Origin of the sequence: Exiguobacterium sp. AB2, from assembly GCF_000696055.1 — a bacterium.
Lineage (GTDB): Bacteria > Bacillota > Bacilli > Exiguobacteriales > Exiguobacteriaceae > Exiguobacterium > Exiguobacterium alkaliphilum.
Genome location: NZ_JNAA01000069.1, coordinates 1 through 26,606, shown reverse-complemented (window position 1 = coordinate 26,606; position 26,606 = coordinate 1). Strand labels below are relative to the sequence as shown.

23 protein-coding genes are annotated in these 26,606 nt (G+C 53.7%); 7 read left to right on the top strand and 16 right to left on the bottom strand.

Going from position 1 to position 26,606, the window contains the following annotated elements; all coding sequences use genetic code 11:
• Nucleotides 1–247 precede the first annotated feature (247 nt).
• The 3 genes from DI14_RS09615 to DI14_RS09605 form a co-directional block, all read right to left on the bottom strand.
• Entirely contained in the window at nucleotides 248–1,210 is a 963-nt protein-coding gene (locus DI14_RS09615) for a D-glycerate dehydrogenase (RefSeq protein ID WP_034807988.1), read from the bottom strand.
• 26 nt (nucleotides 1,211–1,236) lie between these two features.
• Nucleotides 1,237–2,379: a YcjF family protein gene (locus tag DI14_RS09610; protein WP_034807986.1), complete on the bottom strand. Its 1,143-nt coding sequence runs from the start codon at nucleotides 2,377–2,379 to the stop codon at nucleotides 1,237–1,239.
• 76 nt (nucleotides 2,380–2,455) lie between these two features.
• Nucleotides 2,456–3,511 (bottom strand): GTPase domain-containing protein, encoded by a 1,056-nt coding sequence (locus DI14_RS09605; RefSeq protein ID WP_235193438.1) that lies wholly within the window; start codon nucleotides 3,509–3,511, stop codon nucleotides 2,456–2,458.
• An 81-nt stretch (nucleotides 3,512–3,592) separates the two neighbouring features.
• Here DI14_RS09605 and DI14_RS09600 point away from each other — a divergent pair, with 81 nt between their 5' ends.
• Together DI14_RS09600 and DI14_RS09595 are read left to right on the top strand one after the other, a co-directional pair.
• A complete protein-coding gene (locus DI14_RS09600; protein ID WP_200871113.1) occupies nucleotides 3,593–3,979 on the top strand; it encodes a VOC family protein in 387 nt (128 codons plus the stop codon).
• Nucleotides 3,980–4,072: 93 nt separating this feature from the next.
• Nucleotides 4,073–4,873: a formate/nitrite transporter family protein gene (locus DI14_RS09595; protein WP_034807982.1), complete on the top strand. Its 801-nt coding sequence runs from the start codon at nucleotides 4,073–4,075 to the stop codon at nucleotides 4,871–4,873.
• 53 nt (nucleotides 4,874–4,926) lie between these two features.
• On the opposite strand, the gene DI14_RS09590 is transcribed toward DI14_RS09595, so the two are convergent.
• From DI14_RS09590 to DI14_RS09535, 13 genes are all read right to left on the bottom strand, one after another.
• Nucleotides 4,927–6,390, bottom strand: coding sequence for a sodium:alanine symporter family protein (locus DI14_RS09590; protein ID WP_034807981.1), 1,464 nt, complete (start codon nucleotides 6,388–6,390; stop codon nucleotides 4,927–4,929).
• Between the two features lie 347 nt (nucleotides 6,391–6,737).
• Nucleotides 6,738–6,905, bottom strand: coding sequence for a hypothetical protein (locus DI14_RS15545; protein WP_167331255.1), 168 nt, complete (start codon nucleotides 6,903–6,905; stop codon nucleotides 6,738–6,740).
• Nucleotide 6,906: 1 nt separating this feature from the next.
• On the bottom strand, nucleotides 6,907–7,110 hold the full coding sequence (locus DI14_RS09585; RefSeq protein ID WP_034807979.1) for a YwbE family protein: 204 nt from the start codon (nucleotides 7,108–7,110) through the stop codon (nucleotides 6,907–6,909).
• Between the two features lie 64 nt (nucleotides 7,111–7,174).
• Nucleotides 7,175–7,507, bottom strand: a complete 333-nt coding sequence (locus DI14_RS09580) for a hypothetical protein (RefSeq protein WP_034807975.1) — start codon at nucleotides 7,505–7,507, stop codon at nucleotides 7,175–7,177.
• Nucleotides 7,508–7,546: 39 nt separating this feature from the next.
• A complete protein-coding gene (gene mnhG, locus DI14_RS09575) occupies nucleotides 7,547–7,906 on the bottom strand; it encodes a monovalent cation/H(+) antiporter subunit G (RefSeq protein WP_034807973.1) in 360 nt (119 codons plus the stop codon).
• On the bottom strand, nucleotides 7,893–8,168 hold the full coding sequence (locus tag DI14_RS09570; protein WP_024370997.1) for a Na(+)/H(+) antiporter subunit F1: 276 nt from the start codon (nucleotides 8,166–8,168) through the stop codon (nucleotides 7,893–7,895). Before DI14_RS09570 ends, mnhG begins: the two co-directional genes overlap by 14 nt.
• Complete coding sequence (locus DI14_RS09565; protein WP_034807972.1) at nucleotides 8,168–8,644, bottom strand: Na+/H+ antiporter subunit E; 477 nt, start codon at nucleotides 8,642–8,644, stop codon at nucleotides 8,168–8,170. The genes DI14_RS09570 and DI14_RS09565 overlap by 1 nt, the downstream gene beginning before the upstream one ends.
• Entirely contained in the window at nucleotides 8,641–10,131 is a 1,491-nt protein-coding gene (locus tag DI14_RS09560) for a Na+/H+ antiporter subunit D (RefSeq protein WP_034807970.1), read from the bottom strand. Before DI14_RS09560 ends, DI14_RS09565 begins: the two co-directional genes overlap by 4 nt.
• Nucleotides 10,124–10,462 (bottom strand): Na(+)/H(+) antiporter subunit C, encoded by a 339-nt coding sequence (locus tag DI14_RS09555; protein WP_034807967.1) that lies wholly within the window; start codon nucleotides 10,460–10,462, stop codon nucleotides 10,124–10,126. The genes DI14_RS09560 and DI14_RS09555 overlap by 8 nt, the downstream gene beginning before the upstream one ends.
• Nucleotides 10,462–10,899: a Na(+)/H(+) antiporter subunit B gene (locus DI14_RS09550; RefSeq protein WP_034807965.1), complete on the bottom strand. Its 438-nt coding sequence runs from the start codon at nucleotides 10,897–10,899 to the stop codon at nucleotides 10,462–10,464. The genes DI14_RS09555 and DI14_RS09550 overlap by 1 nt, the downstream gene beginning before the upstream one ends.
• A complete protein-coding gene (locus DI14_RS09545; RefSeq protein WP_034807962.1) occupies nucleotides 10,896–13,304 on the bottom strand; it encodes a Na+/H+ antiporter subunit A in 2,409 nt (802 codons plus the stop codon). Before DI14_RS09545 ends, DI14_RS09550 begins: the two co-directional genes overlap by 4 nt.
• Before the next feature lie 443 nt (nucleotides 13,305–13,747).
• Nucleotides 13,748–15,439, bottom strand: a complete 1,692-nt coding sequence (locus tag DI14_RS09540) for an alpha-glucosidase (RefSeq protein ID WP_051622669.1) — start codon at nucleotides 15,437–15,439, stop codon at nucleotides 13,748–13,750.
• A gap of 136 nt (nucleotides 15,440–15,575) precedes the next feature.
• Nucleotides 15,576–16,331, bottom strand: coding sequence for a carboxylesterase (locus tag DI14_RS09535; protein WP_034807960.1), 756 nt, complete (start codon nucleotides 16,329–16,331; stop codon nucleotides 15,576–15,578).
• Nucleotides 16,332–16,726: 395 nt separating this feature from the next.
• On the opposite strand from DI14_RS09535, the gene DI14_RS09530 reads away from it, so the two are divergent.
• The 5 genes from DI14_RS09530 to DI14_RS09510 all read left to right on the top strand — a co-directional run bounded on the left by DI14_RS09530 (nucleotide 16,727) and on the right by DI14_RS09510 (nucleotide 26,591).
• The gene (locus DI14_RS09530; RefSeq protein WP_034807957.1) at nucleotides 16,727–20,245 is read left to right on the top strand and encodes a chitobiase/beta-hexosaminidase C-terminal domain-containing protein; all 3,519 of its coding nucleotides are present in this window, start codon (nucleotides 16,727–16,729) and stop codon (nucleotides 20,243–20,245) included.
• Nucleotides 20,246–20,345: 100 nt separating this feature from the next.
• The gene (locus DI14_RS09525; RefSeq protein ID WP_034808069.1) at nucleotides 20,346–21,578 is read left to right on the top strand and encodes an FAD-binding oxidoreductase; all 1,233 of its coding nucleotides are present in this window, start codon (nucleotides 20,346–20,348) and stop codon (nucleotides 21,576–21,578) included.
• A gap of 103 nt (nucleotides 21,579–21,681) precedes the next feature.
• Nucleotides 21,682–22,290: a hypothetical protein gene (locus tag DI14_RS09520; protein WP_235193437.1), complete on the top strand. Its 609-nt coding sequence runs from the start codon at nucleotides 21,682–21,684 to the stop codon at nucleotides 22,288–22,290.
• Nucleotides 22,291–22,381: 91 nt separating this feature from the next.
• A complete protein-coding gene (locus DI14_RS09515; protein ID WP_034807951.1) occupies nucleotides 22,382–24,466 on the top strand; it encodes a heparinase II/III family protein in 2,085 nt (694 codons plus the stop codon).
• Nucleotides 24,467–24,581: 115 nt separating this feature from the next.
• On the top strand, nucleotides 24,582–26,591 hold the full coding sequence (locus DI14_RS09510) for a catalase (protein WP_034807949.1): 2,010 nt from the start codon (nucleotides 24,582–24,584) through the stop codon (nucleotides 26,589–26,591).
• Nucleotides 26,592–26,606: the final 15 nt, after the last annotated feature.

The window sequence follows — 26,606 nt, the reverse complement described above, 5'->3', positions numbered from 1 at the left end:
GGTCTCGAGGCGCTCTGAACGACATAAAAAAGACGAAAGGCCACCAAAGGGCGGCCTCTCGCGGCGTTCATCCGACGGCGCCGTAGACTCCTTAGGGGTCAGCGAGCGAAGGGAGACCCAGCAGCGACAACGTCGCGATGCGGCTCCCTGCTCGCCCCTAGGAAAGCGGAGGCGCCAAGCGGATGAGCGAAAACATTCTGTTAGTCAACAATCTGAGGAGTCTGACCTATGCGTCAGACTCCTTTTTTCACGTCAATCGATTTTTCGGCTCTTCTCCTTCGAGCACGTTCACAATCGCTTGGCGGTTCAGTTCCATCATGGCGAGACGCGTCTTGATCGAGGCGCTGCCGATATGTGGGAGCGTCGTCACGTTCGGGAGCGTCAAGAGTGGATGATCCATCGACACCGGCTCTTTCGCAAACACGTCGAGTCCGGCCGCCCAAATCCGTTTCTCATGTAACGCGTCATAAAGCGCTTCCTCATCGACAATCTCACCGCGGGCGACGTTGATGAACACGGCCGTCGATTTCATCTTCGCGAGCGCTTTCGCATCGATGAGACCTCTTGTTTCCTCGGTGAGCGGAGCCAAGACGACGACGAAGTCGGACTCGGCGAGCAGTTCATCTAGTTCCGCATAGACGAACCCATACATCGACTCGGACTCGTGCCGCCTTGTCCGATTATGGTACAGCACATCCATATTAAAGCCACGTGCACGGCGCGCCACCGCTTCACCGATACGCCCCATTCCAATAATCCCGAGTTTTGCCTGATACAAGTCCATGCCGACATAGCCCATCGGTGTCCAGGACTTCCACTCGCCGGCGCGAAGATCGCGCTCGGCCTCACCGAGTCGGCGGGCTGTCATCATCATAAGCCCAAACGCTAAATCGGCCGTCGTCTCCGTCAACACGTCCGGTGTGTTCGTCACGATGATCCCGTTCGCTTTCGCCGCTTCGATGTCGATGTTGTTATAACCGACCGCCAAGTTCGAAATGACCTCGAGGTTCGGCGACTGCTCAATCAACTCACGGTCAATCGAGTCGCTCAACATCGTCCACAGCGCATGCGCCGTGCTCGCCTCTTCGATTAAGACGTCTCGGGGCACACTGCTCGCCTCTTCGTCCCACATGCGGACCTCATACGTTTCGCGTAGCGGTGCCACAGCCTCTTCGGGCAGTCGTCTCGTAATGTAGATTCGTTTCTTCATCTCATCGCTCCTCTGTTCTATTCGATTCAGTCTTTCTTTTTCGTCACTGGATTTTGGGCCATGAACTGTTCGAACAAGGAACCAAAATCACTGTTCAATAGCTGCTCAATCGTCTTCGACGAATCCATCGCGTTCCGATACGCGACTTCGTTAATGGCGAGGCCAATCGCCCACGTGATGCCCGATGCGACCGTCGCATTGATGACGCTCGCCGCCGCGTTCGCTCCCGGGAAAAATTTCATGACGTTTAATAAAATCGTCTTCGAGAGCGCCCGCCCAATCTGAGGGATGACGGTACTGCCAATCAACGCCCGGAGCATGTCATCGTTCGTCTTGACACCCCAATAACGGAAGAGATGGACGCTCATCGTCACTTGAATCGGCGTCAAGGCGATGGCGTCAGCGAACGGAAGCGGCACCGCAGCCGCTGTCCCCGCGCTTGCCACGTAGCCTGAGATGATGCGATTCGCTTTCTTCCGCTTCAGTTTGAGCATCTCCTCGCTCTCGGCATGGACTTCCATGAGTAGCCCTTCCTGAAGCGACTGGTCGAGCTGTTCGACCGACCAGGTTACGAGCCGCTCCCAGTCCAAATGGGCGCGTAACTCGGGATCATTCAACAACTCTGAAGCGACGCTCACTTGGAACACCGCATCGTTCGCTACGACATCCTTCACTTCCTCACGTAGCGCTGCCAACTCATCAAAATCGACTTGGTCGATTTGTGTGAAGACGACCGCGACCGACGTCACGTCGTTCAAGCGTCGGATGAGCACCTTGTCGAGCGGGGTGACCCGCTTCATCGAAGCGTTGATCGCGTACCAGACGAGGTGCATCTGTTCGGCTGCCCCTTTTGAACCGGCCCGTTCGACGAACCCGATGACCTCATCTGCATACGCTTCTTGACGCGCACTGCCAATCTCATAGCCCTCACTATCGTATAGGACAATGGCAACGTCTTCGCTTTTAAATTCATGGATGCCTCGCGTGACCGGTTCCCCCGCGGCCACTTTCGTCAAATCACGACCGAAGACGTGATTGACGACCGAGCTCTTCCCCGAGCCGGTTGCCCCGGCGATTAATATGTTCGGTTTTTTCACTTTGCCCCGTAAACGGTCAAGTTCTTCTTTCAAGTCGTACGTATCCAAGTTGAACGGTGCTTTTTTCTCCATCTCGCTTCCTCCTCATTGACTGAGCGTCCGGCCGAGCCGACGCATCTCTTCTTCGAATCCACGGCGCACGTCGAATTCAATTGTCTGTCTGACGACCTCGTACTGTTGATTGACGGCTTTTTTTGATGCCGCGCTCGGCCGTCCGCCGTTTAAACGCCCAATAGATGAAGTGTACGCCCGGAATCATGCCGAGCACCATCTTTCGAATCGTCCGCTTGAACGAATAGTCGAAGCCGAGCTCGACCCGGCGCGTCTTGAAGACGAGGTCGGATGGGGCGCCGACGAGCGGATACCGTTCCATCAGTTGGATGTAGTGACGAATCCCTTCTGCCATCGCCTCTTCCGTCGTCTCCGCGGCCGCTTCGAGCGTGGCTTCCAAATCTTTTTCGATTTGACGTGCCTTCCAGCTAATCATCGCCTGCGGGGTGAAGATGCGAATCGATTCGGCGACGCGATGGCTACGGTCCCGCCATGCCTCGAGTTCACCGAGTAGATGATTCGTCAAATTGAGCGGGAGTTTCCGCTCGACGTCCTGCCATAAGTTCACTCGATTTCTCATCCAGACGGCATCGTAACCGAGTCGCGGGACGAGTTGACCGCTCAGTAGCTTCTTCTCGACGCTATTGACCCGTATCATCGCCTCGCGTGGAATATTGAGCTCACGCATGAGGACAGCCTCCATCGCTTCCGCCTTCTCGACGTTCATGGCGCTGTCCGGGTTATAGTTCGTCAAGATAATCGTCACGTTGCTCTCTTTCTCGTAGAGCGGTCTTAAGATGGAGTCAATCTCGTACGCCTCGACACGGCCCGAGTTAATCGACAGTAAATAATAAATCGTGTGGAACCAATCGGCGATATCGAGCGCCCCTTCCCGCTCGTTGACGACAGCGAGCACCGCGTCGTGCCACTCGTCCGAGCGATCGGCCTCGAGCCCCCACGTATCAAAGAAGCGAAACAGGATGCCACGTTCAAGGTCATAATATTCATATTCGTGCAATCCTTCGGCCGTCACCGGGCTGCCTGCTCGCGACGCCGCGATGTCCCGGCCGTAGATATAGTTCAAAAAAGCACTCTTCCCGACGCCGGTCTTGCCGGCTATCAAAATGTTCGAGACAAGCCCCGAATTGTCCATATGGTTCCCCCTGCATTCGTCGTATAATAACCATTATACTAAATGGACGGTTTCGAAACGTCCGACGAAAGGATGAGCCCGATGTTGCATCATGTCGAATTGTACGTCTCTGATTTGAAAAAGAGTCTGACCGCTTGGGACTGGCTCCTCACCGAACTCGGTTACACGCTGTATCAACAGTGGGACCAAGGTCAAAGCTATCGGTTTGGAGAAACGTATCTCGTCTTTGTCCAGACGGAGACCGTGCACCTTGAACCACCGTACCATCGGAAAAAGACTGGCTTGAACCACCTTGCTTTTCATGCCGATTCATTGGAACAGCTCGAGCGACTACGCTCACAACTGGCTCAACATGGATTTGTGGAACTATACGCCGACCGTTTTCCCTACGCCGGCGGACCGAATTACATCGCGCTTTATTTCGAAGATCCAGACCGGATGAAAGTCGAACTCGTGGCGACGATGTGAACAGTTCATGTCATCCTCACAAAAGTTTGTGAAAACAATTGCAAACTTTAAGAAGACCTCCTAGACTTGAAGTGTCTAAGGAGGTCGTTTCAAATGGAAAAACAAGTCGTCGATTATATGGAGGAAGCCGCGCATAAAAAAGTGACGTTGTTGCGTCACGCGTTCGGACAGTATATGTTACGCTCCATCATCGCCGGATTTTTAATTGGAGTTGGGGTCGTCTTCGCGTTCTCGGTCGGGAACATGTTCATCGAAGTGCCTGGCACGATGCTGTTTGCCGGGATGAGTTTCTCGGTCGCGCTCGTCTTTATCGTTTGGATGGGTGGCGAACTGTTCACGAGCAATACGATGTACGCATATACCGGGGCGAAACGACATCGCATCTCATGGCGTGAACTATTCGCTGTCTGGGGAGTCAGTTGGGTCGGCAACTTGGTCGGTGCACTCCTTCTCGTCAGTCTCGTCGTCGGTGCCCACAGCATGGGTGAGGTCGATGCGGACCATCTTTTGTCGATCGTCGCCGCGAAAAAGATGGGCGGCGAGGCGTTCGCGATTTTCTTAAAAGGAATTTTGTGTAATATTCTCGTCTGTATCGCCATCTTCATGCCGCTGAAGACACAACATGACGTCGCCAAAATCATGTTGACGATGCTCCCGGTCGTCGTTTTTTTTGCCGCCGGTTTCGAGCACTCCATCGCCAATATGGGGATTTTCGGACTGGCCCTCTATTACGCACCGTCGGAGATGGTTAACGTCGGCCTCGCACTCAATAACTTGTTGTTCGCCACACTCGGTAACATCGTCGGCGGTGCCTTATTCGTCGCCGGGACATACGTCCATTTGAACGCCAAGCCAACCGAAACGAAAGTCGAATCAATCCGTCAGAACGCATGAAAAAGACAGGGGCCCCGATGCGCAGGGCCCCTGTTGTTGCGTATTGAATGAGATTAACCTTTTGTCGTATCGGCAGCGGCCGCTTGAACTGAAGCTTGTGCAACTTCTTCTTCTTCGACGTCCCAGCACTCTGTGTTCTCGATCCCGAGTTTACGTGCCGAGAAGCGTGGGTTGAGACCTTGGGCGCGCTGTTCTTCGTAGTCACGAAGGACTTTGAAGGCGACACCGCCGAGAAGTGCGATGGCTGAAATGTTGATTAACGTCATACCGGCCATGAATAAGTCAGCCAAGCTCCATACGAAGCCGAGACTCGCGACTGCCCCAATGAAGACGAATGCCATTGTCGCAAGGCGGAAACCAAGCACTGCGTTTTTGCTCTTCTTAATGAACTCAATGTTTGTTTCACCGTAGTAGTAGCTACCGGCGATTGAACTGAAGGCGAACAAGAAGACACTGATAGCGACGAATGCTGGCGCCCACGATCCAATTTGTTCGCTCAATGCGTTTTGAAGCATAACGATCCCTTCTCCGTTACCGGCAGCATAGCTGTCTGAGAGGAGGATGATGGCTGCTGTTGCCGTACAGACGATCAACGTGTCCAAGAAGACGCCGAGCGCTTGAAGGAAACCTTGTTTCGCCGGATGTGAAACTTCAGCGGCTGCTGCCGCGTTTGGTGCCGAACCCATACCTGCTTCGTTCGAGAAGAGACCGCGACGTACACCCATCGAGATGGCTGCTCCGACCGACCCACCGAACGCTTGCTCAAGGCCGAATGCGCTCTTGAAAATCATCGCGAAAACGCCTGGGATTTCTGTGATGTTGACGACGACGACATAACCTGCGATTGCTAAATACAAGCCCGCCATAACTGGGACAACAATCGCCGAGAAGTTCGCGACACGGTGCACACCACCGAAGATGACCAATCCAGTCAAGACGACTAAGATGGCGCCACCGACGACGGCATCGATGCCGAACGCGTTATCAAACGCGGCTGCGATTGTGTTCGATTGAACCGAGTTGAAGATGAGACCGAACGTCACCGCGATCAAGACGGCAAAGACGATCCCGAGGGCTCGGTTGTTGAGTCCTTTTTCAATGTAGTATGCTGGACCGCCACGGTAAGCGACGTCATCTTTTACTTTATATACTTGTGCGAGCGTACTCTCAATCATCGCTGTCGCTCCACCGAGAAGCGCGACGATCCACATCCAGAAGACCGCTCCTGGTCCACCGACCGTCACGGCGACGGTGACACCGGCCAAGTTACCAGTCCCGATTCGTGTGGCCGCACCGATGAAGAACGATTTCATCGAACTGATACTCTTGCTGTCTGTGGCCTCTGGTTTTTCAGCGACAACCCGGAACATCTCTTTTAAGTAACGGAACTGCATAAAGCGTGTCCTGACTGTAAAGTAAATCCCGGCTCCTACGAGCGCGACGATTAGAACATATGTCCATAGGATGTTGTTCATGTAATCGACGCTTCCTTGTAACATGCTTTGCACGGCTTCCATAAATAAGTTCCTCCCTGTTGTGTGAATCTAAAGTTGTTCAAAATTTTATGATGTCTTAGTTCTGAATTATACAAAGATTCTGACAATTAGCAATAATTTTTTATAGGTCAGTTCACACAAATTTCATATGTTATATAACAAAAGTTGAGTCATAGCTTTATTTAAAGCGCTTACAAAGTCTTTTTAAAGAAATAAAAAATCTTTATTTCCCTGCTACTTTTTGACGTATTCATTCAACTTGTTTCAACTTATTCGCTTTATGAATAGGTTTGATTGTATAGAAAATATCAATCTCAATTTCGATTTGGGAAATAAAAAAGGCAGTCGCTCGAATGAGCGGCTGCCTTTTAGATGCCTGTCCGTTTCTTCTGGTTGTTCGGCTTCTTCGTCAACTGGTTCGTCAACGGCTTCTGCTTCGTCCCATGAAGGCCTGTCGGCACTTTCGTCTGACTTTGTTTCTTCTCGGCGAGCTTTTGTTTCATCGCCTCTTGAAAACTCATTTTCTTTTCACTCATGTCATTCACCTCCAGCTTCGATCACTTTCACTCGACCGACCTGTCCATCGCTTAAGCGTACTTTTATGCCGTGCGGGTGACGTGGCGAGTTCGTCAAAATGTCTTTGACGACGCCTTTCGTCAACTTCCCACTCCGCTGATCTTGTTTTAGGACAATCTGGACGTGGAGCCCTGGGCAAATGTCCGCGCGTTTCGTGCCATCCATACCCGACACCCCTTTCCGTATAGTCAACCTCTATCATATGCTCTTTTCCCGCTTTTGTCACAACCTATTCGACAATCCCGATTTGCGCGAGCGCCGCCGTCACATAGCTTTGATCGGTTTGAAACGTTCGAACGGACGTGTCCCGGACGAGCCGTACCGCGACCCGGCCTCGGCTGAACGTGAGCGTCAACAGGGCGTTGCCGTCTACACGGACGAGCTCTGCTGTCCCGTCGAGCCGGTGATAGGCGTCCGTCATCGTACGCACGAAATTGACGTAGTCCGTGACGCGCACCCGTTCCTCATGGCCGAATAGCGCGATTGTCAACGTCTCACGGTCCGCCTCGACAATCGTGAACGAATGCGACTCGATGTCGTTGCCGATTTCAAAGTGATGCATCGAACCCCTCCTAAAAAACACTCCCCGCTATGGAGAGTGTCAGTTTACGTCTTTTCGTTCTTCCGGGTATTTCTTTTTCAAATCGTCCTGTGTTGTCAATTCAGAGAGCGGAACCCCGGTCCGATAAGCGGCACGCGATACCATCATCGCCGCAAGCGGCGCCGTCAAGAAAACGAACAGAATCGTCAACAGAATCTTACCAGAGAACATCCCTTCCGCGAACAGGAAGTAGAGGAACGTCCCGACCATGACGGTAATGACACCGAGTGTGGCGCTCTTCGTCGCCGAGTGCGTGCGTCCATACACATCAGGGAAACGGATGAATCCGATTCCACCGACGAGACTGAGGAATCCACCAATGAGACAAAGAATCGCGACAATCCATTCAATCGCGGTCAAAGATATCCCCCCTCTCTACAAATTTCGACAAGGCAATCGTTCCGATGAACGCTAAAATCCCAATGACGAGAATGACTTCGGCGTACGCAATCGTCTCTTGCAAGATCATCAAAATTCCGATGACACCAATGAGCGTGATCCCAATCGCGTCGAGCGCGACGATGCGGTCTGGCATCGTCGGCCCTTTCACGGTGCGGATGAATGAGATGACGAGCGAGATGGACATGAAGAACAAGGCAATCATGAGTAACACTTTAAACATCAGTGCGTCACCTCCATAATGGCTTTCTCAAACGTGTCGTGAATCTCTCGAATCATCTCTTCTTTGTCCGGCACATGAATCGAATGGAGGAAAATCGACTTCTTGTCTTCCGAGAAGTCCATCACCAATGTCCCAGGTGTCAGACTGATGAGCGATGCCAAGAGCGTCAACTCCCAGTCTGATTTAAGCTGGGTCGGCACTTCAATAATGCCAGGCTCAATATTGAACTTCGGGCTAAGCAGTACCTTGACGACATCGATGTTCGACAAAATCAACTCTTTAATGAACAAAGCAATCAACTTGAATGCGGCGAAGACGCGGCGCATATAGAAATCGAAATGGAGGAATCGACGCAAGACGAACAGGATGAAAATCCCGACGATATAACCGAGCAGGAAATCGACGCCGGTGTAGCTATTCCAAAGCACCGCCCACATGATGGCGATGACGGTGTTTAACACGACTTGGAACGTCATGCGCCCCCTCCTTTCAAGACTGAATCAATATAAATCGACGGATCGAGCAATTGGTTCGACGCCTCGAGGAAGAACGAGAGAATCGGCTGGGCCGCGACACCGAGCACCGTCGTCAAGATGACGAGCGGGATGGCCGGGAGCAACAAGTCGCCGACTTTTGTCTTGCCTTGGGCTTTCGTGTGTTTTTGCTCGCCCCAGAACACGTACATGAAGATTTTAATCATCGAGAAGAGCGTCAGCATCCCGACGGCAAGTGCAATTCCCCCGACGACATATTGCTCCGTCTCAAAGCTCGAGACGACGAGTGAGAGCTTACTTACGAAGCCACTGAACGGTGGAATCCCAGCGATGGCAATTCCCGTGATGAAGAACATCCAGCCGAGGAGCGGGTGTGTCTTCAATAAGCCACCCATTTGCTTTAAATCAGTCGTCCCAGTGATTCGTTGCGCCGTCCCTGCATAGAGGAAGAGCGCCGTCTTCACAATGATGTTGTGGACGATATAATAAATCGCCGCCGCAATCGCGAGGCTCGTGTAAAGCCCGAGACCGATGACCATGTAACCGACCTGTGACACGATGTGATACGACAAAATCCGCTTAAAGTCGAAGTTTGAGACGGCACCTAGCCCACCGATGACGATTGTAATCGCCCCGACCCAAATGAGAATTGGCTGGGTGAACTCCTGATTGTGCGGAAAGATGAGCGTGAACGTCCGGATAATCGCATAGATCCCGACTTTCGTCAGCAAGCCGCCAAACAGGGCCGCGACCGCGGCCGGTGGTCCGAAGTAAGAACGCGGCAACCAGAAGTAAAGCGGGAACAGTGCCCCTTTCATCCCGAAGACGATGAAGTAGAACATCGCGATGACGTTCAACACCCCGACCTGCTCAAGCTCGGCGACACGCTCGGCGAGTTGCGCCATGTTGAGCGTCCCGGTGACCGCATATGTGAAGGCCATCGTCGCGATGAACAAAATCGAGGCGAAGATATTCATGACGACGTACTTGAGCGACTCACGGAGCTGATAGTTCGTCCCACCCATGACAATGAGGACATAAGATGAAATGAGCATGACTTCAAAGAAGACGAACAAGTTGAAAATGTCGCCTGTCAAGAAGGCACCGTTCACACCCGTCAACAAGAAGAAGTAGAACGGGTAAAAGTAGAACTTTTCTCGTTCCGGCGCAATCGTCCGGAAGGCGAAGAAGAGACAGAGCAGTCCGACAATGGCGGACATGAGCACCATAATCGCCGCGAACAAGTCCGCAACAAGCACAATCCCGAATGGCGCTGGCCAGTCTCCGAGTTCAAGGACGACAACGCCCTCGGTCCGAACGACACTTATGAGATAAATCGCAACGCCGAGCATGAGGATTGACGTTAATCCGCTCAAGAAACGTTGCAACCCGATTTGTTTTGAGAACAAAATCAAAATCGCCCCGATCGCGAACGGAATGACAAATGGGAGTACGAGCAAGTTATTCATCGGCTGACCCCCTCAACTGTTCTAAATCATCCGTCTTAAACGCTTTAGACGTCCGGTACGATAGGACGAGTAAAAACGATGTCATCCCAAAGCTAATGACGAGCGCCGTCAAGACGAGCGCTTGTGGTAGTGGGTCCGCGTATGCTTCCGAATTCAAATTCAGAAGCGGCGGCGTCCCACTTTGAAGGCCCGCCATCGTCAATAGCAAGAAGTGCGCCCCGTGCGACAAGAGGATTAAACCGAGCACGATTCGCAATAAGCTTTTCGTCAGTAACAGGTAAGTGCCGACCATGAAGAGGACACCGACCGTAATCGACATGAGTATTTCCATTACGAATCATCCTCCGCAATCGCTAAAATTATCGTCAAGGCAATGGCTACAACGACCAAGTAAATCCCGAGGTCGAACGGCAACGAAGTTGCTAAACCGGTTCTACCCAGCACAGGTAGATTCACATATTCATAAAACTGGGTGAGGAACGGGTAGCCGAACAGCGTGCTCGATAAACCTGAGAACAAGGCGACGAGTAAACCGACGGCCATCATCGTCGTGAAATTGAACGGAATCGCTTTTTTGATACGCTTCATATCAAATCCCAAGTACATGAGGAGAAGCGCACTCGCCGTCATCAATCCACCGATGAACCCTCCGCCCGGGCTGTTGTGCCCGGCGAAGAACAGATAAATCGAGAATGCGAGCAAGATGAACGTGACGACCCGCGTGATGCTATGGAGCATCAAGTTGCTGGCTCTCACTTGTCTCTTCATACGTCTTCTCCTCCTTTCAAGCGTAGTTTAATCAAGGTGACAATCCCGAGGGCCGCGACGGCCAACACGAGTACTTCGAGCAACGTATCAAGTCCACGGAAGTCGACGAGAATGACGTTGACGACGTTATAACCGCCGGCAAGTTCTTTCGCGTTCTCGAGGAAGTAATCCGAGATTGACTCAAAACCAGCCTCGTTACCGAGCGCTGCCGAACTAAGGGCGACAAGCGTCATCATGACACCGACCCCAATCGAGATGAAGAGGTTCGCCACGTTCAACCTCGGTGTGAACTTCTCTTTTCGCATCTCCGGCAAGTGGTAGAACGCAAGCATGAAGATGACGAGCGTCACCGTCTCAACGAGAAGCTTCGTCAGGGCGAGATCAGGCGCGCGGAACACGATGAGTAATAGCGCGAGCAAGAAACCGACGACCCCGACGACGATGACCGCGGTGATTCGATGATTCAAGAACGGGATGCTAATCACTGCCGCCATGAGCAGTGGAATCAAAATCCACATGAACGGCTCAATCACGCTCGTGTTTGCCGTGTCGATGGCGAACGCATCGAATCGCCAGAACGTGTAACCGACGAGGAGCAACATGAACGTAAAGATATACGCGAAGTAATCACGCAAAAGCCCCGTCATTTGAAGACGTGTGATCCACTGCGAACCTGACGTGAGGCCAGTAAGCGCATTGTCATAGAACCAGTTGAACGGGTCACGCTCGCGGTTGTAAATGGCGAGTTTCATCCAACGGTGCATGAGATAGAACAAGAACGAGGCGATCAAGACGACACCGAGCGTCATGAGCAGCTCTGTGTTGACCCCGTGCCAAATCTTAATATCGACAACGAACTGTTCGCCTTCCGGCAAGACCGTCGGCAAGATCGCTTGTTTCGCCGGTTCGATAATCGAGTACGACAACAAGTTCGGGAACAAGCCGAAGACGAGGACGAGGACGACGAGAATGATCGGGCTGATGAGCATTCCAATCGGCGCCTCGTGCACGTTCCGCTCATAGTTGCTCGGCTCGAACTTCCCACGGAACGTGTGGAAGAACATGATCAAGCTGTAGAGGAACGTGAAGATACTCGCAATCCAAGCGATGAGCGGGAATAGGAACCCGAGCGAACCCACATCGAACGCCTCGAAGTTACGCACGTTCAACATCGCCGAGAAGAACTTCTCCTTACTCAAGAACCCGTTGAACGGTGGCAATCCTGCCATCGACGCAAGACCGATGAGCGAGACGGTGAACGTGATCGGCATGACTGTCATCAAGCCCCCGAGTTTGCGGATGTCCCGCGTTCCCGTCTCATGGTCGATAATTCCGACCGCCATGAAAAGTGCGCCTTTGAACGTTGCGTGGTTGAACAAATGGAACACCGCGACGAGAATCGCTTGCGAATAAATCGGATCATCGGCCCCGCCCGTCAGCGCAGCCGAACCGACACCGAGAAGCGACATGATGAGACCGAGTTGGCTCACCGTCGAGAAGGCGAGAATTCCTTTTAAGTCCTTTTGCCGGACGGCCGAGATCGAACCCCAAAGGAGTGTCACGAGTCCGACGATGGAAAGCGTCCAGAACCAGACGTTCGAGCCGCCGAACACCGGCGTCATCCGAGCGACGAGATAAATGCCTGCCTTCACCATCGTTGCCGAGTGCAAATACGCACTGACGGGTGTCGGAGCTTCCATCGCGTCTGGCAACCAAATGTGGAACGGGAACTGCGCCGACTTCGTGAAAGCACCGAGCAAGATGAGAATCATGGCTGGTACGAAGAGCGGGCTCGCTTGGACGACATCGACATTCTCGATGATTGTCCGAATGCTGAACGTGCCCGTCATTTGATAGAGCAAGATGAATCCACCGAGCATGGCGAGTCCGCCGGCCACGGTGATGAGCATCGATTTCTGCGCACCTTTCGTCGACTTGTCCTTATGAAACCAATAACTGATGAGGAGTGCCGATGCCATGCTCGTCACTTCCCAGAACACGTACAAGACGATCAAGTTGTCGGATAAGACGACACCGAGCATCGCGCCCATAAAGAGCATCAAATAGACGTAGAAGTTACCGAGCCGCTCTTTCTTCGATAGATAGAAAATCGAGTACAAGACGACGAGCGACCCGATTCCGGTAATCAACAGGACGAACAGCATACTCAGTCCGTCTAAATAAGCGGTGAACTCAATACCGAGTGCTGGAATCCAGGACACACTCGTCTCGACGACTTGTCCGGACGAGATGACCGGTAGCCAGTTCATGAAGTAGATGAACAAGGCCGTCGGCAACAACCAGACGAACCATCCTGTATGAATTTTTGAAACGTACTTAAACAAAAACGGGATGATGAGCGCGAATAAAAAAGGCGATAAAATCACCCAATGCAGTGCGGACAAAGTGTTCCCTCCTTCAAATTTTCTCATTATGCCTTGTAAGGTAATCTTTTACATTAGTGAATGCAGATTCCTTTTCTCTGATTGCGATTGATGGCATCGAATATCTTACTTTTCATACCCGATTTTCTTGCCCCTCAATCTCGAACATTATTTTAAATGCTCTCTCAATGTGTTGTTGATTCCCAGTATAGCTTACTTTTCCGTCCGTTTCATCTCTCCTGCTCGTTTAAATTCGAATTCACGTGACCTTATTAATAAGAAGAGACCCGATATTTTTTCTTTTATCACCGATTTATATAAACCTTAAATTGGAATTTAATTTACTTTTAAATACATAAATGGTTCGCTAAAATCTTTTATTTTCAAACCTGTTACAGCGTAAGGTTGTCTATAAACGACAAAACGGATACTCTCCTCAGCTAGGAAAGTGCCCGTAAGTCGGGTCAAAGGCGATACAATCTCGCCTCGAACGGTTTCAATAGAAACGTCTCGGTATCAATCGGTTCCGGGTCAAGCTCATTCGTCAAGACGAGCGTACCCGTCACGACGTCCGGAAGCGTCACCGTCGCCGGATTGGCCGTCAAATTCGTGACGATTAAGAAAAGCTTGTCCTCGAACGCCCGCTCATAAACGAACGCTTGGCGATGATCCGGCAACACGTCACGATAGCTGCCGTACGTGAACGTCTCCTCCGCGCGACGGAGACGAATCATCGTCTTGTAGAACGATAAGATGGAGTGGGCGTCCTTCGCCTGGGCCTCCACGTTTAGCGTCTCGTACTCTTCATGGACCGGCATCCACGGCGTCACCGTCGAGAACCCCGCGTGTGGCGAGGCGTCCCATTGAATCGGGGTCCGGACGTTGTCGCGCGACGTGCCCCACACTTGTTGCATCGAATCGATTTCGCTCATCCCGTTCGCGATGCGCTCGAAATACTCGTTCTTCGTGGCGACGTCATCGTAGTCATGAATCGACGGGAGCGGCACGTTCTTCATCCCAATCTCTTGCCCTTGGTAAATGAACGGCGTCCCGTGCATGAAGAAGTACATCATCCCGAGCGCGGTCGCGCTCTCGCGCCAATAGTGATTCTCGTCCCCGACGAGCGAGACGGCACGGACCATGTCATGGTTCTCGATATAGAGTGCGTTCCACCCTGTCTCAAGTAGCCCTTGTTGCCACTTGTCGAAAATCCGTTTTAGCTCGACGACATCGAGCGGGGCGAGTCGTGACTGTCGCATGATGTCGACGTGATCGAAATGGAACGCCATGTTCATCGCCCCGTTATCCGGTCCCATCCAAAGGTCCGCCGCTTCCGGCTCAATCCCATTCGTCTCGCCGACGGTCATAATGTCATAGTTCGCGAACGTTTTGCGCTTCATCTCTTGCAAGTACTCGTGGATACCATCGATATTGGAATACATCGAGAAGGCCGTCACGTACTTCTTTCCGTCCGGTGACGGCAGCATCGTGTCCGTCGGCTTCTTTTTGATGTGGCTAATCGCGTCGACACGGAAGCCGTCAATGCCTTTGTCGAGCCACCAGTTGATCATGTCGTAGACGGCCGTCCGCACGTCCCCGTTCTCCCAGTTGAGGTCGGGTTGCTTCTTTGAAAATACGTGTAAATAATACTGGTCCGTCTCCGGGTCGAGCTCCCACGCCGAACCGCCGAAGATGCTCGCCCAGTTGTTCGGCGGCTCGCCGCCTTGCCCGTCCCGCCAGATGTACCAGTCCCGCTTCGGACTGTCTTTGGACTGTCGTGACTCGACGAACCACGGGTGTTCGTCTGACGTATGGTTGACGACGAGGTCTAACAGTAGCTTCATCCCCCGTGCGTGAACCGCCTGAAGCAACGCGTCGAAATCCTCCATCGTCCCGAACTCTTCCATGATGCCTTGATAGTCCGAGATGTCATAGCCGTTGTCATCGTTCGGTGACTTATACATCGGGCAAATCCAAATCACGTCGATGCCCAAATCCTCGAGATAATCGAGCTTCTCGATGATGCCGCGAAGGTCGCCGATCCCGTCCCCGTTCGAATCGTTGAAACTGCGCGGATAGATTTGATACGCGATCGCTTCTTTCCACCATGTGCGTGTGACCGTCTTTTGCTCCACTCGTCTGAACGCCGTCTCCATACGTCAAGTTCCCCCTAGTGACTGTAGTCAATGTATTAGACAGATACATACCTGTTTTTCGATAAATCTAATCTTACAATAGCATTGGTGCAAGCGTTTGCAAAGTAAGGCGGCACAAAAAAATGCAGTCCGACGACTACATTTTCGAAACAGACGAAACTTGTTCACAATACGAGGCGATGAGCCCGGAAAGCCGCTCTCGGTCATTGTCCATCGTCGCCACATGATAGGATTGCTCGAGTACGGCACGCGCTTTCGGACCTCTCACTTGTTCGTATAACCAGACCGAGTCTTCCGGCGGCACGACATGGTCAACCGCCGAATGGATGACGTATGTCGGGACCAAGACGCGCGACACGTGCGGGCGGACGTCTTCGATTAAGGCGAGCAGCTGTCGAATCGCCGATGTCGGCACTTTGTCGTAGACGATTTCATGAACTCCTTCCGCCAAAATGTCAGGCTCGTCCTCGTCGATAAATCGACAAATTCCGTCCGCGGCGTGGCAGGCATAACCCGGTACCGACAACGCGGCGTTAATCGTGACGATGGCGTCGACGTGACCTGCGAGCGCGGCCTTCAGCGCGAGCGTTCCACCCATCGATTGTCCGACGATGATCACGTGACGACATCGCTCTCGTAGAAGACGTACCCCATCGATGACCGTCTCGTACCAATCGTCCCGCGTCGACCGTCTAAAGTCCTCTGGGTCGGTGCCGTGTCCGGCGAGACGCGGTGCGTACACCGTAAACCCACTCCCCATCAAGTCGAGGGCCACCTCATGGACACTTTGGGGCGTCCCGTTAAATCCATGACATAACAGGATACCGGTCTCGTTTCCTTCATAATAAAATGCGCCAGCTCCCGGGATGACCGGGTAAGTCGTTGTCGTCATTCATGTCCTCCTTTTCAATCCTCAGTTCACCGATACATTTAATTTGTATTAGAGAATTGTAAAAGTTGCGCCTGATTCCGTCAACACTATTCGACAAACTAAAAACCGATTTTCCTTTGTCATCAAAATGTAATATGAACTTCGCGTTAAGAGGATTGAGTTCTGACGTCTGCTTGGTTATGTTTAACATGTAATTTAAAAGTTGGTAAATGATAGCGAATTGCACCATTCCTGATGAGGGGAATCATCTCAGGCACATATCGTAAAGTAGAATAATGTAAGCGCTATCATTTATCTTGTCGTGTGGTTGAGGGGGGCAACTAAACGGGACAAGTGACGTTATATTCAGCAACACGCGTATCAGCCATCTTACATAAATAAGGGAGACTAGAAACATGGGGATTCAACCATCACGCTCGTTCAAAAAAATGACAGGACTCGCCTTGTCTGTCGGACTCATCGCGAGCAGCTTGACGCCGATCGCGGCTAACGTTCAAGCAGAAGGACTGAACGCAATAGATTTATTCATCTCGGAGTATTTGGAAGGGTCAAGCAACAACAAAGCCATCGAACTGTTCAACGGAACGAGCTCGGTCATCAACCTTGCGGACTATAAGCTCGAACTGTATACGAACGGTAGCGCGACCGTCGGCACGACATTGAACTTAACGGGGACGCTTCAACCAGGAGCGACGTACGTCATCGTCAACGGAAGCGCGAGCGCTGCGCTTAAAGCGAAGGCGAACGTCACAAGCGGCGTGACAAACTTCAACGGCGACGATGCGCTCGTCTTGAAGAAAGGCACGACGGTTCTCGACGTGTTCGGACAAGTCGGTTTCCGTCCGTCACCGAAGTGGGGTACGACGGTTTCATCTGTCGATCTGACGCTCGTCCGTAAAGACACGGTCACGACTGGCGACGCGAATGGCAGCGACGCATTCGAGCCAGCCAACGAATGGAACGCACTTCCAATCGATACGTTCACGAACTTAGGAAAACATACGTTCCAAGGCGTTGAATATGGGGATGGCGGCACAATCGAAGAACCACCGGCACCGGTGACACCAATCTCCATCGCGGATGCACGCACGCAAGCAGACGGGGCGACGGTCACGGTCAAAGGAATCGTCACGGCGAAGCTCGCGAACACGATTTCGATTCAGGACGCGACAGGCGGTCTGTCGATTCGACCGACTTCCCTCGCGGTCAACGTCGGCGATGAAGTCGTCGTGACGGGCGCGCTCGGGTCATACCGTGAACTCCTTCAATTGAACAACGCCGTCGTCGTCTCGAAACAAGCGACCGAAGTACCAGCCCCGCAAGTGTTGACGGGTGAGCAAATCAATGAAGACGTCGAATCTGAACTCGTCACCGTGAAGAACGTGACGCTCTCTGGTAGCGGGCAAAACTTGACGGCGACGGACGGAACGAAAGAGTTCGTCGTCCGCGATGAGCGCGGCATCCTCGACCTCCAGACAGGCGTCAATTACTCGACGATCACGGGCATCGTGCAACAGTTCGATAACACGTACCAAATCATCCCGCGCAGCGTCGCCGATACTGTCATCGATTCATCGGTTCTCCGCCCAGCCATTGCGGCACCTGGCGCCGGCACGTTCGTCGGGCCACAAGACGTGACGCTCTCGACGACGACGGCGGACGCCGAGATTTACTACACGCTCGACGGGTCGGACCCGAAAGTGAACGGTACCCGCTACACGGCACCGATTCGCATCGAATCATCGCAGACGTTGAAGACGGCCGTCAAAGCAAACGACACGTTCAGCGCCGTGACGACATATGACTATAAGATCACGGATAAGATTCGCATCCACGACATTCAAGGCGCAAGCCATACGTCACCGATGAACGGACAGACGGTCGAAGGTGTCGAAGGCATCGTCACGTACTCGTTCGTCTCAAACGGTACGACATACTATTACATCCAAACACCGGACATGGAAGCCGACCAAGACCCACGAACGTCTGAAGCCATCGTCTTGTACGGCGGACGCTCGATCCCGGGCATCCAAGTCGGTGATCTCGTCAGCGTGAAAGGTCTCGTCAGCGAATATGCGATCGAAGGCTATAGCGACCGCCAGCAGACGGACATGAAGATGACGCAAATCGACACACGTAACGGCAAAGTCGACGTCTTGAAGAGCGGGGTGAAGCTCCCGACACCGGTCAAGATTGACGAGTCGAACTTACCGACCGAGTTTATCGACAGCGACGCGCTCGCCATCTTCAACCCGGACAAAGACGCCATCGACTTCTGGGAAAGCCTTGAAGGCATGCGCGTCGAGACGGGCAACTTGAAGTCGGTCTCGCCGCAACAGTACGGTGACCTCGTCACCGTGCTCGAAAGCACACCGACAGAGACGTTCAACGGCGGTATTCTCTTGAAGAAAGATGACGCCAACCCAGAACGGATCCAGTTCCGTCTCGAACCGAACGTCGAAGCGCGTGAGTTCGACGTCGCGACGGGCGACTTGTTCAACGGACCGATCGTCGGGGTCGTCGGATACTCGTTCGGCAACTATAAGATTCAAGTCGGGCTCGATGAGATGAAGTCTGCCTTCGTGAAAGGTGACGCGAAACGGGAGACGACGTTCATCCAAGCAGAAGAAGACAAGTTGACGATCGCCTCGTACAACCTCGAGAACTTCTCGAACAACATAAAAGAGACGTCGGACGACAAGGCGCTCAAGCTCGCGAAAGCGTTCGTAGAAGAATTGAACAGCCCAGACATCATCGGGGTGACCGAGGTCCAGGACAACAACGGCCAAAGCGCGGGAGATGCAGCGGCTGACCAAAGCTACCAGCGCTTGATTGACAACATCGTCGCTGTCGGCGGCAAGACGTACAAGTACGTCAATATCGACCCGGAAAACAACAAAGACGGTGGCGCACCGAACGCCAACATCCGCGTCGGTTTCCTGTATGACCCAGAACGCGTCTCGCTCACAGAAGGTGCGCCAGAAGGTGACGCGACGACGGCTGTCGGCTATGAGAACGGGAAGTTGACGCACAACCCAGGACGCATCGACCCGCTCAACCCGGCGTTCAATAGTTCGCGTAAGCCGCTCGCGGCCCAGTTCGACTTCCAAGGCGAGAACGTCATCGTCATCGCCAACCACTGGAACTCGAAAGGCGGCGACACAGGCTTCTTCGGTTCACAGCAACCGGTCGTCCTCGGTAGTGAAGTCCAACGTAAGAAAATCGCACAAATCGTCCATGATTTCGTGGCGGATGTGAAAGCCGACAACCCGGATGCGAACGTCGTCGCGCTCGGTGACTTCAACGACTTCGAGTTCTCAGACGCCATGCAAATCTTCAAGGGCGACTTGATGACGAACATGGTCGAGAAAGTGCCGGCTGCGGACCGATATTCGTACGTCTATCAAGGCAACTCGCAAGTGCTTGACCACATCCTCGTATCGAACCGTCTCGCTGCTTCGACGGAGATTGATATGATTCACGTCAACGCCGACTTCACAGAGATGTCGGGCCGCGCGAGTGACCACGATCCGGTGCTCGTCCAAATCGACTTGAAACCTGAGCCGGAAACGCCAGAAGTCGAATTGAAACGCTACACGGTCGAGAACCATCCGGCCGCACGCCTCGTGCTTCAAGAGGACTTCATTGGAGTTACAATCGGCAAAGGTACGAACTTCAAGAACGGCATCTTCGTCCGTGGCATCCACACGGAACTCACAGGTGACCCACTTAAAAACATCGTCGTTCAAGTGAAGCCTGAGAAAACCGGTGCCATCATCGACTTCAAAGGTGCGACCGTCAAAGAAGTGATCGTCGACGGGACGAACCTCGCCGAGATTCGGGGCGCGGAGAACGTCAAACGCATCACGTATACGAAAGGTGCTTCCGCTAAAACGGTCGTCATCACCAAATAACGCCTGAACCGCAGACAAACTCGTCTGCGGTTTTTTGTGTTTTCATTTCGCAGAATCGGGGATGTATAGGGAAGATATGAACGAAGCGGAGGATGAACGGATGGAACTGCATAACGGGAACTTGTATTGGCCGACGACGGAATCGGAAGACATCGTGTTGGAGCGCCCGATGAAACGAGAGCGCTACGACGTCCTCGTCATCGGGTCGGGCATGTCCGGCGTGTTGACGGCGTATACGCTTCATCAAGACGGCGTCGATGTCGCCGTTGTCGACAAAGGGAAAGTCGGGGCCGGCAGCACCGCCGCCAACACCGGCCTCATCCAATACTCGAACGACATCATGTTGCACGAGCTCGCCGACCAAATCGGGGAAGCGGACGCCGTCCGCTTCTATCGCCTATGTGCCGAGGCGGTCGACGCGCTCGATGACGTCGCCGCAACCGTCGGGGCGAACGATGTCTATCTGCGCCGGGACAGCCTCTGTTTCGCAAGCTGTGACGAAGATGTCACGAAATTGAAACGAGAATATGAGATGCTTACGAGACATGGCTTTTTTGCCGAGTGGCTCGACCGCGACGCGCTGAAGGCGCGTTTCCCATTCGAGAAGCCGGCCGCGCTCGTGACGAAAGGTGACGCCGAGGTCAATCCGCTCACCCTTAGCCGTCAAGTCGTGCGTCACCTCTCAAAAGCCGGTGTGCCGTTCTTTGAGGAGACCGAGGTGACGGACGTCGTCCCGGACGGAGACGGTTGGCTCGTGATGACGCCACAGCCACACGAGACGTTTTATGCGAATCACATCATCTTCGCGACCGGATATGGCGCTTCCCCGCTCCTCGATCCCCACCGCATCGAGTTGAACCGGTCCTACGCCATCGCGACAAATCCGCTCCCCCACTTCGATGATTGGGACGGCCAAGCGCTGATTTGGGAGACGAAGCGTCCCTACCTATACGTCCGGACGACCGTTGACGGACGCATCATCGCCGGCGGTCTCGATGAAGAAAAGCCTGAGACGCCGCATAGCGAGGCGCTCATTCGCAAACGCGCCGAACGCATCAAGCAGGAAGTCGAGACGTTGTTTCCGATGTATGAGTTGACAGTTGAATACGCTTGGGCGGCATTGTTCGGGGAATCCATCGATCAATTGCCGTTCATCGGGGAACACCCGGACCGGCCGCACCTGTATTATTTGCTCGGTTACGGTGGGAACGGCACGGTCTACAGCATGCTCGGCTCTCGACTATTAAGTGATCTCGTACGCGGCATCGACAATGACGATACCCGCATCGTCCGACTCGATCGGACGCGACAATCCGACACCGTCCGCCCCTGACGTTCAGGGGCTTTTTTGATACATATCGCAAGGAGTGAACGACATGAGACAGAAAAAGAAAAACAGACGAAAACCAACATGGGTGTACCGTACCCGAAGAGGCTTGCTAGTCCTCCCAGCGCTCGCTTTCGCCATCTACGTCTGGCCGAACGACGCCGAGAGCGAGCCGGAGTCGACGCAGACCGAATCGGTCCAAACGACGGACCGACCGTACACGATAAAAGAAAGTCGAGCCGTCGAAGAAGACGAGACGGTACGCTATGAGTACGACGTCGTCGTGCACGGCCAACCGGACGTGGAGACGCTACAGGCAATCAGTCACGACGTCATCGACGAAGTTAAACACCGCGACACGTTCCAAGCGGCGTTAATCCAATATTACGACCATGAGGCGTACATCGGTACCGACTCACCGCTCGGACAAGCCGTCTTCGGTCCCGGTGGTGACTGGGGACTCGCCGGAACGGTCGCTCCCGGCGATTACGAAGAGATGACGTTCGGGTGGCAGTTGCGCGAGAAAGAGTGGGATTCCCAACTATCCGAGGAAGAAGTTCGCGTATGGCGGGCCTGGAACGATGTGTATGAGACGAAAGCGTCGGACCACCCCGATATCCGTTCACGTGTGACCCGGACCATTTCGACCAAATACGGGATTGATCCGGAAGACGTGCAACAGATCGTCTTAAAACAAAACGTCTGGGCCGCCCTCTAATCAACGGAACAGGCAGGACTTCCCTTCTCCTTCGGCTAATGATAAGGAGAAGGTTTTTGTCGTTTTCGTTGATGTAGAAAGGACGAGATGCATGAGAAGACACCTATGTGCTGTTGTCATCGCCCTATTGGTCGGTTCGTTGTTCCCGCCGCTCGGCGCGGAAGCGGCCGCATCGGCACCGTATCAGCTGAACGTCCGAGCCGGTGCCACGCTCTATCAATTTGTCGGCAAGACGCTCACCCCGAAATCGACATTGAGAGGCGCCAAGACGTTTCAGGCCATCACGACGTCAGGGAGCTATTATCGCGTCACCGATGGCAAGACGACGTGGTACGTCCGAAAGCAAGACGGCACGCTACAGGCGAGTCACCTCTCACGCGCGACATTCTCGTCAGACGCGTACGCCCGGCTGACGCACGAATATATGCGGACGCTCACCCGCGGGGCGTCCCCATATACATATGATGTCCTGTCGCCTACGAACGCCGTCACCCGAGCCGATGCCGCCTTGCGAGGAAACTGGTATATCCCGTCCCCTCCCTACACGCTCCGGGTCCCGAACGTTGATACATATCGATTTGACACGTCCATCCCGAAAGTCGACTCCAATTCGTTCGTCTTTCAAATCCATTATTTCACGACGCTCAACCAACTGACACAAGCCTATACGGTGAACGGACGGGACGAGTACCTCCGTTACGGGAAACGGATCGTCCAAAGCTGGACGAAACAATATCCGGTCGAGGACTATAAGCGCCATACGTGGCCTTATCATGACCACGGGACCGCCATCCGGACGTTTCATCTGCTCAATTTTTGGAACGTCTACCGGACGTCACGTGTGAATGACGACCCGGCGTTCTCGCAACTGTTCGCGAAGACGCTGTATGAGCACGCGACGCTACTAGCGACACCGAGCTTCTATAAATCGAAAAACAATCACGGCATCTTTCAAGACATGGCGCTCACCGCCATCTCCGAGACGCATCGCTCGTTCGATCGTTCCGCCGGCTGGCGCACGCTCGCCACGAACCGACTGACTGCCCAGCTGAATCACAGCCTGAGTGCCGACGGTGTCCATCTCGAGCATTCGCCGTTTTATCAAATCTATATGTATGACACACTCAGCCGCTTCAACGACTGGGCCGCCGCCAATCGCTTCGGATTATCAAGCCGGATGCTAAACGTAAAGGATATGCCGAACGCGCTGACCTATATGCTTAAACCGAACGGAACGTTGCCGATGTTCGGCGACACCCCGTCGCTCGTCCATCATCCGGAGGCCATCCCACACGTCGACCGTTCCCCACACCTGCTTTACGCGATGAGCGGCGGGACGCGCGGAACAGCCCCGACGACACGGGTCGGGCGCCTGTCGGATCAATACGCGTTCTTCCGCCAACATTGGGGCGGCCGCGCCGGGGCGTTCGAGGATGCCGTCCACGTCATGATGACGGCTGGTTATCATAGTAACGTCCATAAACATGCCGACGACTTGTCAATCGATGTCTCCGGTTACGGACGCGACTTTATCGTCGAGACAGGCCGCTATGGATATACGTCTCGGCCCGAGCGACAAGCCGTATTACCCGCGGCGGCCCACAACACGGTCCATGTGTCCGGCAAGAGCTTCAATTTGACCTCGAGCAATTTGGGGCGAAGCCGCATCACGTCCGTCGGGGCGTCGTCGACGCAATGGACGGCCGCCGGGACGAGCCAGTTGATCGGGAGCGGCATGGCACATACGCGTCGGCTTGCTTACGACCGAGACGGGACGATTCTCGTCTATGACCGCGTCACGAGCCCAGTGACCGCTTCGTTCGTCCAACGGTTCCACCTCGGGGTCGGCTTGAACCGAACGGAGAGTGGAAGCCGTTACGCCTACTTCAAAGATGCCGCAGGACGCTCGCTCCATGTCTTACAGCTTGAAGTCGATGCCACGCCGAAGCTTGCCATCGGTTCGAGCTACGTCTCGTATCGCGATTATGATTGGCAACGACGCAACCAAGTCGCGACGACGAAGCGTGGAAAAGGCGTGACGTACTTGACGCTCCTCCACCTCGGCGAACGACCGACGAAGATTCGCTCGTATACGCTCGAGACGACGGCCCGACACTACATCGTCCGTTACACCTTGTCCGACGGGACGGCGAGGACGCTGTCGATGCTACGATGAACCTTCCCCTCTTTTGAAAAAGAGGGGTTTTTTCTCGTCCGGTTAGGGAAAACTCGATAAGTAGGCCAAATCGTGGCTTACACGGGTGCGTATACTTAAAGGGGAGGCAACAAACATGGGGAACAAGAAGGAAGAGCAGTTGAAACAACATACGATTGACAACGAGCAACAGGCAGGGCTGACGACGAACCAAGGGCTGAAGATGGCCGAGGACGAGTTCTCGCTCAAGGCGGGTCGGAGGGGACCGACACTCATCGAGGATTTCCACTTCCGCGAGAAGATGACGCATTTCGACCATGAGCGTATCCCGGAACGCATCGTCCATGCCCGTGGCGTCGGGGCGCACGGGGAGTTCCGGTTGTATGAGCCGCTCGCCGACTACACGAAAGCCGACTTTTTGAACGACACGTCGAAAGTGACCCCGGTGTTCGTCCGTTTCTCGACCGTACAAGGATCGCGTGGTTCGGGTGACACCGTCCGTGACGTGCGGGGATTCGCGACGAAGTTCTACACAGATGAAGGCAACTATGACCTCGTCGGGAACAACATCCCCGTCTTCTTCATCCAAGACGCCATCAAGTTCCCCGACCTCGTCCATGCCGTGAAACCGGAGCCGCATACTGAAGTCCCGCAAGGCGGGAGCGCCCACGATACGTTCTGGGATTTCGTCGGCCAAAATCATGAGACGGCCCATATGATCATGTGGGCGATGAGCGACCGGGGCATCCCGCGCAGCCTTCGCATGATGGAAGGGTTCGGCGTGCATACGTTCCGCCTCGTCAACAGTGAAGGGAAGGCCCATTTCGTCAAGTTCCATTGGAAACCGAAACTCGGCGTCCATTCGCAAGTGTGGGACGAGGCGCAGAAAGCGCTCGGCAAAAACGCGGACTTCCACCGCGTCGATTTGTACGAGGCGATCGACAAAGGGGATTATCCGGAATGGGAGCTCGGCCTCCAGCTCATCGCCGAGGAAGATGAGTTCAAGTTCGATTTCGATATTCTCGACCCGACGAAACTGTGGCCGGAAGAAGAAGTGCCGGTGAAACTCGTCGGTAGCATGGTGCTCAATCGAAACGTTGACAACTTCTTCGCCGAGACGGAACAAGTCGCGTTCCACCCGGGCCACCTCGTCCCAGGTATCGACTTCTCGAACGACCCGCTCCTGCAAGGGCGTCTGTTCTCGTATACGGACACGCAATTGTCACGACTAGGCGGACCGAACTTCCATCAAATCCCGATCAATAAACCGGTCTGCCCGTTCCATAACAACCAACGCGATGGCATGCACCAGATGGCCGTCCACAAAGGCCAGACGAGCTATCACAAGAATGCGCTCAACAACAACCAACCCGAGCCCGTCCCTGCCGACCTAGGCGGCTTCGAGCATTACCAAGAGAAAATCGATGGGCATAAGATTCGCGGACGCAGCGACAGCTTCCTCGACTTCTACTCACAGGCGAAAATGTTTTATAACAGCATGACCGACGTCGAGAAACAACACATCCAAGACGCATGCAGCTTCGAGCTCGGCAAATGTGACTCGGACATGGTGAAAACGAACGCCGTCGACTTGTTGAATCGGATCGACCGGCACCTCGCCTCTGTCGTCGCTGACAACATCGGAGTCGAGCTACCGGCTGAGAACAACGAAGTCGTCTCGGACAAGAAGTCCCCTGCCCTCAGCATGGCCAACACGATTTCGAAACCGGACACGAAGAGTGTCGCCGTCTTGTTAGCGGGCGATGTCGATGCCGGGCAAGTGAAGGCGTGGGTGCAGGCGCTCGCTGACAACAAGGTCAACTATAGCCTCGTCGGCAAGAAAGCATACACGCTCGGCGACTTGAAAGTGAAAGAGACGTATGACACGGTCGACTCGAGCCTGTTCGATGCCGCCTTCCTCGTCAGTGCCGCCAACAAAGTCGAAGACGACGTCCTCGAGTTCATCGAGAACACGTACAAGCACTTCAAACCGCTCGCCCTCCATCTTCACCACGAGGAAGCGCTCGCGAAGTGCCGTGTGGAGACGGACCAGCCTGGAGTATTCTCGTTCCCGGAACACAGTCTCGACGGGTTCGATACGTTTATCGACGGGATTGCCAAAGGCCGATTCTGGGACCGGACTTGATTGAAATCAATTCAG

What these genes read in the sequence shown, in the direction of transcription:
- DI14_RS09615 (WP_034807988.1), bottom strand. Translation starts at nt 1,210, where the DNA reads ATGAAGAAACGAATCTACATTACGAGACGACTGCCCGAAGAGGCTGTG.
- DI14_RS09610 (WP_034807986.1), bottom strand. Translation starts at nt 2,379, where the DNA reads ATGGAGAAAAAAGCACCGTTCAACTTGGATACGTACGACTTGAAAGAA.
- DI14_RS09605 (WP_235193438.1), bottom strand. Translation starts at nt 3,511, where the DNA reads ATGGACAATTCGGGGCTTGTCTCGAACATTTTGATAGCCGGCAAGACC.
- DI14_RS09600 (WP_200871113.1), top strand. Translation starts at nt 3,593, where the DNA reads ATGTTGCATCATGTCGAATTGTACGTCTCTGATTTGAAAAAGAGTCTG.
- DI14_RS09595 (WP_034807982.1), top strand. Translation starts at nt 4,073, where the DNA reads ATGGAAAAACAAGTCGTCGATTATATGGAGGAAGCCGCGCATAAAAAA.
- DI14_RS09590 (WP_034807981.1), bottom strand. Translation starts at nt 6,390, where the DNA reads ATGGAAGCCGTGCAAAGCATGTTACAAGGAAGCGTCGATTACATGAAC.
- DI14_RS15545 (WP_167331255.1), bottom strand. Translation starts at nt 6,905, where the DNA reads ATGAGTGAAAAGAAAATGAGTTTTCAAGAGGCGATGAAACAAAAGCTC.
- DI14_RS09585 (WP_034807979.1), bottom strand. Translation starts at nt 7,110, where the DNA reads ATGGATGGCACGAAACGCGCGGACATTTGCCCAGGGCTCCACGTCCAG.
- DI14_RS09580 (WP_034807975.1), bottom strand. Translation starts at nt 7,507, where the DNA reads ATGCATCACTTTGAAATCGGCAACGACATCGAGTCGCATTCGTTCACG.
- DI14_RS09570 (WP_024370997.1), bottom strand. Translation starts at nt 8,168, where the DNA reads ATGTTTAAAGTGTTACTCATGATTGCCTTGTTCTTCATGTCCATCTCG.
- DI14_RS09565 (WP_034807972.1), bottom strand. Translation starts at nt 8,644, where the DNA reads ATGACGTTCCAAGTCGTGTTAAACACCGTCATCGCCATCATGTGGGCG.
- DI14_RS09560 (WP_034807970.1), bottom strand. Translation starts at nt 10,131, where the DNA reads ATGAATAACTTGCTCGTACTCCCATTTGTCATTCCGTTCGCGATCGGG.
- DI14_RS09555 (WP_034807967.1), bottom strand. Translation starts at nt 10,462, where the DNA reads ATGGAAATACTCATGTCGATTACGGTCGGTGTCCTCTTCATGGTCGGC.
- DI14_RS09550 (WP_034807965.1), bottom strand. Translation starts at nt 10,899, where the DNA reads ATGAAGAGACAAGTGAGAGCCAGCAACTTGATGCTCCATAGCATCACG.
- DI14_RS09540 (WP_051622669.1), bottom strand. Translation starts at nt 15,439, where the DNA reads ATGGAGACGGCGTTCAGACGAGTGGAGCAAAAGACGGTCACACGCACA.
- DI14_RS09535 (WP_034807960.1), bottom strand. Translation starts at nt 16,331, where the DNA reads ATGACGACAACGACTTACCCGGTCATCCCGGGAGCTGGCGCATTTTAT.
- DI14_RS09530 (WP_034807957.1), top strand. Translation starts at nt 16,727, where the DNA reads ATGGGGATTCAACCATCACGCTCGTTCAAAAAAATGACAGGACTCGCC.
- DI14_RS09525 (WP_034808069.1), top strand. Translation starts at nt 20,346, where the DNA reads ATGGAACTGCATAACGGGAACTTGTATTGGCCGACGACGGAATCGGAA.
- DI14_RS09515 (WP_034807951.1), top strand. Translation starts at nt 22,382, where the DNA reads ATGAGAAGACACCTATGTGCTGTTGTCATCGCCCTATTGGTCGGTTCG.
- DI14_RS09510 (WP_034807949.1), top strand. Translation starts at nt 24,582, where the DNA reads ATGGGGAACAAGAAGGAAGAGCAGTTGAAACAACATACGATTGACAAC.